Annotated in this window: 9 protein-coding genes and 1 pseudogene; 1 reads left to right on the top strand and 9 read right to left on the bottom strand. The window is 43.9% G+C overall.

Annotation, left to right across the window (positions count from 1 at the left end; translation table 11 throughout):
* Positions 1 to 608: glycoside hydrolase family 70 protein (locus ASG81_RS26685; RefSeq protein WP_327205194.1), on the top strand; the 608-nt coding region annotated here is incomplete at its 5' end.
* 332 nt (positions 609 to 940) lie between these two features.
* On the opposite strand, the gene ASG81_RS26680 is transcribed toward ASG81_RS26685, so the two are convergent.
* The 9 genes and pseudogenes from ASG81_RS26680 to ASG81_RS26645 form a co-directional block, all read right to left on the bottom strand.
* A complete protein-coding gene (locus ASG81_RS26680) occupies positions 941 to 1,951 on the bottom strand; it encodes an NADP-dependent oxidoreductase (protein ID WP_056641816.1) in 1,011 nt (336 codons plus the stop codon).
* Between the two features lie 82 nt (positions 1,952 to 2,033).
* On the bottom strand, positions 2,034 to 2,807 hold the full coding sequence (locus ASG81_RS26675; protein WP_056641811.1) for an SDR family NAD(P)-dependent oxidoreductase: 774 nt from the start codon (positions 2,805 to 2,807) through the stop codon (positions 2,034 to 2,036).
* 181 nt (positions 2,808 to 2,988) lie between these two features.
* Positions 2,989 to 3,987 (bottom strand): NADP-dependent oxidoreductase, encoded by a 999-nt coding sequence (locus tag ASG81_RS26670; RefSeq protein WP_056641809.1) that lies wholly within the window; start codon positions 3,985 to 3,987, stop codon positions 2,989 to 2,991.
* A gap of 91 nt (positions 3,988 to 4,078) precedes the next feature.
* Entirely contained in the window at positions 4,079 to 5,158 is a 1,080-nt protein-coding gene (locus ASG81_RS26665; protein ID WP_056641806.1) for an alkene reductase, read from the bottom strand.
* 50 nt (positions 5,159 to 5,208) lie between these two features.
* Positions 5,209 to 5,961 (bottom strand): SDR family NAD(P)-dependent oxidoreductase, encoded by a 753-nt coding sequence (locus tag ASG81_RS26660; protein WP_056641802.1) that lies wholly within the window; start codon positions 5,959 to 5,961, stop codon positions 5,209 to 5,211.
* A gap of 356 nt (positions 5,962 to 6,317) precedes the next feature.
* On the bottom strand, positions 6,318 to 6,890 hold the full coding sequence (locus ASG81_RS26655; protein ID WP_056641799.1) for a TetR/AcrR family transcriptional regulator: 573 nt from the start codon (positions 6,888 to 6,890) through the stop codon (positions 6,318 to 6,320).
* A gap of 188 nt (positions 6,891 to 7,078) precedes the next feature.
* Entirely contained in the window at positions 7,079 to 7,567 is a 489-nt protein-coding gene (locus tag ASG81_RS26650; RefSeq protein WP_056641796.1) for a hypothetical protein, read from the bottom strand.
* A 944-nt stretch (positions 7,568 to 8,511) separates the two neighbouring features.
* Positions 8,512 to 8,757: pseudogene (locus ASG81_RS31470) on the bottom strand (IS110 family transposase); the annotation flags it as partial.
* 99 nt (positions 8,758 to 8,856) lie between these two features.
* Entirely contained in the window at positions 8,857 to 10,221 is a 1,365-nt protein-coding gene (locus tag ASG81_RS26645; RefSeq protein WP_056641794.1) for an IS110 family transposase, read from the bottom strand.
* Positions 10,222 to 10,354: the final 133 nt, after the last annotated feature.

The following is a 10,354-nucleotide window of genomic DNA, read 5'->3' as shown; positions in this document are numbered from 1 at the left end:
ACACTGTTCCTACAGTCTTCTACGGGGATATGTATGAAGGAAACAAATCCTATATGTCGGAGAAGACGCCTTATTACGATACGATCGTCAAGCTGCTGGAAGCACGGCAGAAATACGTTTCCGGCGATCAGAAGATTACGTACTACCCGAGCAATACGTCGTCTGAAGCAGGAAAAGATTTGATTGCCAGCGTTCGCTTCGGAACAAGCCGGGATACGGGCGCGGCGACTGTTATCTCCAACAACCCGCACACTAACACAATAATCAATGTCGATTTAGGCAAGCAGCATGCCAATCAAACATTTGTAGACGCGACCGGATTCAGCACGGAAGCGTTGACAACCGATACAAACGGTATTTTGACCGTACCTGTTCTTGGGAAAACCAATCCTTTAGTACGCGGTTATCTGGGAGTTTGGGTGCCGGCCGAGGATAATAAAGGAAAAAGACTTGACAACGGCATCAAGGGTATCGATGCATCCCTCGTTCCATCTGCAGCCAACGGCAACACTGGCACTGAAACCGGCGATAAAGGCAGAAACGGACACGAATGGCAAAAAACGGACATGATACAAATTGAGAAATGGCTGAAACGGAAACATGAGTAAGTTGTTTTTCCTACCTGCATAGTAGAAGGGTATCCTGCCATAACAAAGTAAATGGCCTTCTTATATCCGTCGACAGCAGCAACAATATGGCCAGTCAAAAAAATAGCGGAGGTCTGTTGTCGATCACAGACCTCCGCTGCTTTATATTATTCAAATGGCATATCAATGACCGGTAGCTCTCTTTAATAGGTTGCTTCTCTCCTGAATTATTCCATTCATCAGAATCAACTATGAAAAGGCCGGTTTCATTGTCCATACTTCCATCGATTTGATGTGCTTTTATGGTAATACTCCATGGAACTAATCGCGTCCCAGTGTTCAAAAAATGTTATTCATTCTTCATCATCTACTATCAGTATAACTTTCCCTAGGCTATGCCCCGTCGCAATCTTAGCAATCGCGGCATTCACTTCGTCAAAGGAGTACTCGGAATCAATCACTGGATTAATGTTGGTTTTTTCAAAATACTGTGTAATTGCAGCTAATTGTTGTCCATTCGGCTGCACGTATATGAAGTCATAACTTTTCCTTTGCCATTTAGCGATACCATCAAAAGATGCTCCCAGTAGACTGAATAGAATTTTTTTCGTCGTTGCTAGTTCTGGGATTTGATTAGCATAGCGGGCGTTGGGGCCTGCGTTTAACGATACTAATTTTCCACCAGGCTTCAGTATCTTCATTTGTTTATGAATTTCGCTGGCTCCTCGGGTGTCAATAACGTAATCATAATCTGTCAGCATGTAAACATAGTCTTGTGTTGTATAGTCGACAAACTCATCTGCCCCGAGTCTTTTAGCCAAGGCACGTGAGAATCCGCTACCACTAATGGTGACGAACAGCCCTTGTGACTTTGCATAAGGAACGGCAATCTGACCAAAGCCTCCCGTACCACCAGAGATAAATAATTTTCCCCCTTGTTTAGCATCTAGAATAGCTAGAGACTGAACGATCGTTAGAGCAGACAGTGGCACGGCCGCCGCTTCTTTAAAGGAGAGATTGGCTGGCATTTTAGCCACGATCGCAGCATCTACGGCTACATATTCAGCAAAAGCTCCCATCGTATCTAGCGGTGGCATGGTATACACCTTATCACCAACTTTCAAATCCATGACCTCGGAACCAACATCAACCACAACGCCCGCCAACTCGTTGCCCAGCGTCAACGGAAAGTCATAACGATCAAACAACTTAACTTTGCCGGTAATCGCCAGGATAAGGTGTGGATCAACCCCAGCTACCTTAGTCTTAATCAAAATCTGCGTTGATTTGATTGTTGGAATAGAAATTGTATTGATCTGTGCAGTTAATTTTTTGGAATACCGAGAGATTTGTACAGCCCTCATTGGGTATACTCCTTTACCTTTGATGATCTTTATTCGTAGTACGACTAGTTTCTCGTTCATTGTTTAACGTTTCCCGTTCGAATCAATGCTCCGTCCTGTCCTGTGAGCTTCTAACTAAACGAGTTATCATCATACGAGGCAGCAACCGCGGCATAAACGCAATGAAACGGTTACGGACACCGGGCATAATTAATGTCTTACCACGCAAGAAGCCTCGATACCCTTCTTCAGCCACCTGTCCAGCTTCCATGATCGCGCCCTTCACGGCGCCCATACCAGAACGATCAACAAAGCCGGTTGACGTCAGCCCCGGGCATAATGCGGTTACAGTCACGCCTGTTCCGGTCACTTCGTTCGCCAAAGCTTCGGTGAACGACAACACGTACGCCTTCGTCGCATAGTAAACAGACATCATCGGTCCTGGGAAGAAACCCACCAAGGAAGCTACATTCATCACTCCACCTTGCCCGCGTTTGATCATATCCGGCAAGAATAGCTTCGTCATAACCGTCAGAGCCTTGATATTAATGTCAATCATATTCACTTCTTGCTCCATATCCGTTTCCATAAATGTCCCAAACAAACCGAAGCCGGCATTGTTGACCAAATAGTCAACGGTAATCCCCTTCTCCTTGAGCTCCGTGAAGATTTCCTCGGGTACCCCTGGTGCCGCCACATCCTTGGCGATGACCGTTGCCTGAATGCCGTATTTTTTTCGATATTCCTGTGCGAGTTCCACTATTTTACTCTCGCTGCGAGCCACCAGCACTATATTATGTCCGCCCTTGGCAAACCGATTAGCTAATTCTTTACCGATCCCACCGGAAACCCCTGTGATAAGAACCGTCTTTCTCATTCTGGTATCCCACCTCATATTTAAATGTTATGTTTAAACCATATTGTAACGTTTCCAGCTACCTGGATTAGCACGGAGAGACTGAAAATTAGGGAATGATCATTCTAATAAAAACGAAAAAAATATGCGCTTTAAAAGGTATACATCTCTGTCATCGGAAATCCAGCTACGAGAGCTCGGCTTAGAACGTTACAATTACTTTGCCTTGCGAATGGCCAGTAGAGACTTTAACCAATGCCTTGTTAATGTCATTAAAATGATAAACGGAGTCTATTGAGGGCTTGATGTTTTCTTGTTCAACAAGATTAGTGACCTCTTGTAACTGACTGCCATTGGCCTGCACGAATATAAAACGATATTCAATTTGATGCTTGCGTGCCAAAGAATCGATGCGGGACCCAACTAAGCCAAACAATAGTCTTTTCCATAATGGAAAATTCCGATCAGCCGCAAATTGATAATTTGGCGCAGCTTTCAAGGATACCAATTTTCCTTGGGGTTTTAGAATACCCATTTCGGCTTTGATCTCTTTGGTTCCCAAGGTGTCGATCACATAATCAATGTCGGATAGAACGTCAGCATAGTTCTCTTCTTTATAATTGATGAATTGGTCTGCGCCAATCGACAGGGTACGTGATCTGCCTCTTTCGCTGCCGCTTGTAATGACATACAAACCCATGGATTTGGCGATAGGAATTGCCATTGCACCAAAGCCTCCGGTTCCTCCAGGAATAAACAGCTTTTTATTGGGCTGGGCATGAAGCATATCATGTAATGCTTGATATGCCGTCAAAGCAGTGAGGGGTACAGCCGCTGCTTCAGTAAACGAAAGATTTTCAGGCATGATGGCTATAGCCTCTTCCTTCACCGCTGCGTATTCCGCAAAAGCTCCAATTTGGTTCATCGGCAATCGCGTATAAACGTGATCACCCACACGGAAATTCACAACCTCTTTTCCTACGGCTTCAATAACGCCGGATAGTTCATTTCCTAAAGTTAATGGGAACTCATAATCAGAAATCATCCGAACACTGCCATTTATAATTAGAATATCTAATGGATTTACACCCGCAGCTTTTACTTTAATGAGAACCTCATCGCTATTGATTACCGGTATTTCCGCCTCATTCAGTTCCAGTTGAATTTTTTTTGAATACTTGTGCATTTGCGCTGCTTTCATGTTTTATCCTCTTTCTATGCATAATCAATGCTCGCGGAAGATGTATGGCGTACAACTGAAAATTGCACGCCATTTTCACATATACTTATTGTTACCTTTCTTGAGAAGCTAATTCATTCATCGTAGGGTAATCCGTATATCCCTTGCTTCCGTGACCAAAGAATGTTGCCTGATCCGCTTCATTCAATGGCGCACCTTTTTGAAGTCGTTCCACTAAATCTGGATTAGCTAATGACCATACACCGACGGGTACGAGATCAGCAAGACCACTATCTATGTCAGCGCTAAGATCTTCCAGTGCCCGTCCAGCCCGATTAACTAACAATGGATTCGTCCAGAGGGAACGAATGTCTCGGAGCAATTCTTCATTTCCGAGGTGCATAATATGAAGGTAAGCTAAATCCAATTGGGCTAATTCTTGCACCAGGTAACGGTAAAGTTCAGGACCTTGTTCACCATCTTGAATTCCACCAAGAGGGGTTCCTGGCGATATGCGGAAGCCAGTTCTTTCGGCTCCAATCTCATCGACGATGGCTCTTGCTACTTCAATGGCGAAGCGAGCACGATTTTCTATAGATCCGCCATATTCATCCGTCCGCGTATTCGAACTTTCCCCGATAAATTGATTAATCAGATAACCGTTAGCTCCATGAATTTCAACACCGTCAGCTCCTGCTGCAATAGCTGCCGCAGCCGCTTTGCGGAAGTCTGCAATGGTCGTTTGAATATCTTCTTTACTTAACTCATGTGGTACGGGGATATCCTGCATGCCTGTAGCAGTAAACATTTCTACACCTGGCGCGATGGGGGAAGGTGCTACGGGTTGTCGATGATGGGGTGTATTGTCGGGGTGCGACATACGACCGGCATGCATCAATTGGATATACATATACCCACCTGCTCCATGCACTGCATCTGTAACTTTTCTCCACCCTTCAATATGCTTTTCCGTATAGATCCCGGGAGACCACAAGTAACCTTGACCATCATCTGAAGGTTGCGCACCTTCTGTAATAATAAGTCCCATGGATGCGCGCTGGGCGTAATAAAGGGAAGCGTCCTCTCCAGGCGTACCGTCTTCTTGAGCTCTACTACGTGTCATTGGTGCCATCGCTAACCGATGAGGCAATTCCATTTTTCCGATTTTCGTTTTACTCCACAATTTTTCCATTCTTCCATATTCCCCTTTTCATATGATGTATCCCATCAATCGAATAAATATTACAGCTCTTCAAGGATCGGATAGATTTGCCCTCTCAAATTGAAATCATAGTTCTGGTCTACGATCCCTACCACTTCGTTGCTATCAAAAAGATCCAGCATGAAGCTCGCCATTTGCTTGGCAGTATGGTACTTAGGCAAGTTGGCTTTATAATCAAAATCTTCGACATCGATTGATTTTTTCACGAATTCCGTTTCCGTTATGGCTGGTGCTAGAATTTTTGCCTTTGTTTTCGCGCCTTTCAGTTCGAGTTCTTTTGCAAGCCCTTCTGTGAAGGCACTCACATAATATTTAGATGCAGAGTAAGCAACACTACCGACAGCAATGACATATCCGAGTGCTGATGATACGTTAATTAACTGAGTACCTTCTACGTCAGCATAATCTCGCACATATAGTGTTGAAAGGATGGTCAAGGATTCGATGTTAACGCGTAACATGGTTTCGACTTTTTCCAGTTTCTGCTCGGCTACGAAGGAGCCTTCACCAAGCCCTGCATTATTAATCCATGTCTCGATTTGATATTCCTTTAAATCGTTATACAGTGTATAGGCTTGGTCAGTAACCGACAGGTCGCTTGTACGAATCACAACATCTACGTCAGGATGGTTATTTTGAATCGTCGATTTAAGCTCTTCTAATTTGTCCAATCTTCTGGCTACCAAAATCAAGTTTTTGCCACGTGCAGCAAACGCCAATGCTGTCTCATATCCAATGCCGGAGCTTGCTCCTGTGACCACGGTGTACTTCATATTAATCTCTCCTCCAAAAGTTCAGATTCATGTGTGTAATTTAATTAAAGAATGATCGTTCTAATTAGAATAAAAAAAGTTAGATCTAACTTGCTTTTTACTATACCATTTCTAGAACGATCGGTAAAGAATTTTTTTGAAAAGATTAAGTCCTACCTATGCCTAGAAAGTGATCCCGTTGGTCATCATACCCAAAGTTCTTCTCTTTTACGGTCAGGATACAAGTTCTTTTCTCAGAGAAAGACAAGAACTTCTATCGTTGCAACAAATAAGGGTGTTCAGTTGCCCCTTCAGCTCTACCTGTTGTTCGCCCGCATTGTTATGGTATTCAAAAACGACGCTGGTTGTAATCACGTTCAATCTAATACAGCCAGCGTCGTATCAACAATATCCTTTAGCTTTTGTTGATCCGTCGTGGTCTTAACCAATGTGCGTAGTCCCAACCAGGCATTCATTAAAAAGCGAGACATAACTTTAGCTTCAAGGTTAGCCCTGATTTCACCGGTTTGCTGCCCTTCCTGAAGAAGTTGAGTCAAAAACGCTTCAGTCTTGGAATAACTTTCCTCAACCAAGGATGCAACTTCCGGATCCAATACGCCCAATTCCACACCCGAATTCACAAGTAAACATCCCAGAGGCTCTCCTTCATTTCTCAATGTCAATTCGAACATTTCCCGGATTAATTCTTTGACCGGCTTTTGCTTTTCAACGAGGAATCTAATTTTTTGGGTTTGCTTAGCTTCATACCGTTCGAGAGCTTTCATAAACAAGGCATGCTTATCCCCAAACGTATCATAGATACTTCTCCGATGAATGCCCATAAAATCAACTAATTCCTGCATTGAAGTTTTCTCATATCCTTGTGTCCAAAACAGTTGTATTGCTTTATCCAATACTTCATTAACTTCAAATTCTTTGGATCTTGCCATTGTTATCACCTCAGACAATCATTATACATTTAAGTGAACGATCAGCAAACTGGATGTGAAAAAAACAAGAATAAAATCAAGCGTGGCGCTCGATTTTATTCTTTACAATGGTCGATCTCTAGTCGCCAGTGGTTGTAATGCATGATGTTTCTGGAGTGTATTCGTAAATAAAGACTTTTTAAACCTAATTATTTAAGGAACTCGTCGACTTTGGCTCTCATTGAGGTTATTGTCGTTTTTTTATATTGGAGTCCTAATCGGAGAACTTTTATTTTTTGAGAGCGAGATAAGTTATTGAAACGTGGATCTTGTTTGAGGAATCTTTTTATAATAGACCAACTGCTTCCAACTAACCGTTCAGGTTTAACATAGGGAACATTATCAGGCAGTTTTTGCTTCCGGAAATGATGAATAAGCGAAGATAGCTTAGTGGAAACCTTGCTTTCATCCACCAGACATGCTACGGAATTTTTCTTAGTATGCTTTTTGAGGAAATCAAAATGATTGTGCCCGCTTATTACAATATAACCACCTTCTGCTTTGCTCTTACGAACAATGAGCATGTTCATGCAATCCTGGGCTGTTTTACGCAATTCCTTGATCCGTTGAGTAATTTTGATGGACATGCTGCCGGGTTTAATTTTGTTCAGAGGTATATACCTTACTGTATATCTCATAGGTAAATTCACCCTCCTTTTTAACATTTATGTAGTTTATGCTGATCCTTAGCTCTCGAACACTCTGGCTTATAACCGAGTGGATCGTTATGTCGCTATCGTTCTGCATAGCTGGTCTCATTCTGGCTGTCCTTTAAACTTACATTGTTTCAACTCCCTCGGTATGATTTATTTTTCTCACGAATGCTCACTTATTCGCAGGATTTCGCCCGGTTGGTTATGGATGAAAGACAAGAAGGGGAACTCCGTGTTAGACTTCGGCAACATGAAGGCGCACGGGAATAGTGGNCCAAGCCCTCCCATCCCTACAATGGCAACCTTCCGGCCTGGGCCGGTATTCCATTTCAACATCCATGAGACCAACTCCACAAAATTCATATTAGATATTCCAATATGATTATATCTTGAATTTCGAGATGTTTTCAAAAATTTGCTCAATTAATCTGCCCGTTAGCCACACATGTAGCGCAAGCGCCGCACCACAGATGATGAAAATGGAGTTAATTTTCATGGGAGCGTAACGAAGGGCTACCAAGCGGCAGCCCTTTCGGTTTTCAACTCCCTCGGTATGATTTATTTTTCTCACGAATGCTCRCTTATTCGCAGGATTTCGCCCGGTTGGTTATGGATGAAAGACAAGAAGGGGAACTCCGTGTTAGACTTCGGCAACATGAAGGCGCACGGGAATAGTGGGGAATATATACTGCCCCATATAATTCCATTTACTGCACGCTTTCTCCACGCCGCCCCTGGAGGYTCTCACTCCCATGTCGGGGCGGGTCTAYGCCCTTTCATTCCTTCGTTACGCCTGTCCAAGGGGTGGAGGCCGGTCTTGCTMTCGTTACGGGTCAGTGCCCTTTGGTTGAACACATCCGGTACTCCGTGCTTTCTTTGAAATCCTGCGAATAAGCCAAAAMTCGTACAACGAAACGGTAGAATATAGATTAAGCTGCTAGCTGAGTAGGCATCGTTTTAGGAGGATTATAGGCTTCGCCGCTGCGAGCCATTCCAACTAAGATTCTGGCTAATTTACCACAAAGCTTCATAATGGACCTCATCTTCTTCATCTTCTTTTTCTGTACATTGTAGGCATGCATGGCTTTGAACTCCGGATTATTCGCGACTAAACTCATGGTCATCATGAAGATAAAACGTCGAAGGCGAGAGCGCCCACGCTTGCTAATCTTCATCCATTAGTCTTATTTGCAGCATCGGTACCATCCGCGTTGNCTTTCTTTGAAATCCTGCGAATAAGCCAAAAMTCGTACAACGAAACGGTAGAATATAGATTAAGCTGCTAGCTGAGTAGGCATCGTTTTAGGAGGATTATAGGCTTCGCCGCTGCGAGCCATTCCAACTAAGATTCTGGCTAATTTACCACAAAGCTTCATAATGGACCTCATCTTCTTCATCTTCTTTATCTGTACATTGTAGGCATGCATGGCTTTGAACTCCGGATTATTCGCGACTAAACTCATGGTCATCATGAAGATAAAACGTCGAAGGCGAGAGCGCCCACGCTTGCTAATCTTCATCTGTCCGGTCCATTTACCTGAGCTTGCTTCTGCGAGGTTGAGACCAGCATGACGCAGCAAGGCATTRCCGTGCACAAAGCCGCTTAAATCCCCCGCCTCACCTAGAATACCGGCTAACGAAATCGCACTAATCCCTTTGACAGCAAGCATGGACCCCGCAAATGGAATGCGTTCCAAAACGGCGATAATCTCCGTTTCTACCGTTTGCAATTGCAGGCAAGCAAGGTCGTACTCATCAAGCAGCTGCTTCAAGTGAAGCTTATAGGCATGTGTGGCTTGCTTAGAACCCACAGATCTGCAAGCCAATGAGATAAGAGCTCGAGCTTTTCGATCACCAGAATGCCGTTTCATAWGCRACTTCCAGYCTCGTAAGATATCTTGAGGCTGTAATTTACACAATTCTTCGGGCGTTGGGAAAAGACGAAGTGTGGCCAATGAACCGATACACATGATGTTTCCTCGTAAGATATCTTGAGGCTGTAATTTACACAATTCTTCGGGCGTTGGGAAAAGACGAAGTGTGGCCAATGAACCGATACACATGATGTTTTTGAAGACTTGTCGYAGCTCAGGAAAAACAATATCGACCCAGCGATGAATTTGGTTCTTCGCACTAACGAGTCTCGTGACGACAGAGTCGCGGTTTGAGAGAAAGACACGTAATTCTTCAAATGCTTCTGGYGTGTTGCGAGTGAACGAGTAATAGCCGTTTTTGACCATGTCTGCGATAACCAGGGCATCCTTTTTGTCGCTCTTGGATGGCGTATTGTCACGGTTTTCCTTGTTCTTTTTCACGAGATGTGGATTGACTAGAACGACTTCAAACTGACGATTTGAGAGCCACTTGGATAGGTTAAGCCAGTAGTGTCCGGTAGGCTCCATGCCAACAATGGCTGCCGTTAAAGTGTGAGCGGTTTGCAGTGACTGGATCCACCGAAGAAGGCTGTTAAAACCCTCTTCATCGTTTGARAAGGATAGGGGATTACCGATCACGATTCCTCGGAAATTAACAGCACGAGCGACATGCGTTTGCTGTGCGATGTCGATCCCGACGACTAGATGTTGMGCGGTAATTTTTTCAATGAGTTGATTTTGTCTCGCTTGCGATTTAAACTTCATAATAGAGCGTCCTCCTGGATGATGGAATTTTAAGGGCTATGACCCGTTGYGTACTTCCATCGTACCGAGGCGCTCGTTTTTTTGCAAAGCGGAAATTTAACGCTCTACAGGAATGCTATCGTACCCGTTAGCG

Origin of the sequence: Paenibacillus sp. Soil522, assembly GCF_001428245.1 — a bacterium.
Lineage (GTDB): Bacteria > Bacillota > Bacilli > Paenibacillales > Paenibacillaceae > Pristimantibacillus.
The sequence above is the reverse complement of the archived record's forward strand: the minus strand, read 5'-3'. Positions and strand labels throughout refer to the sequence as shown.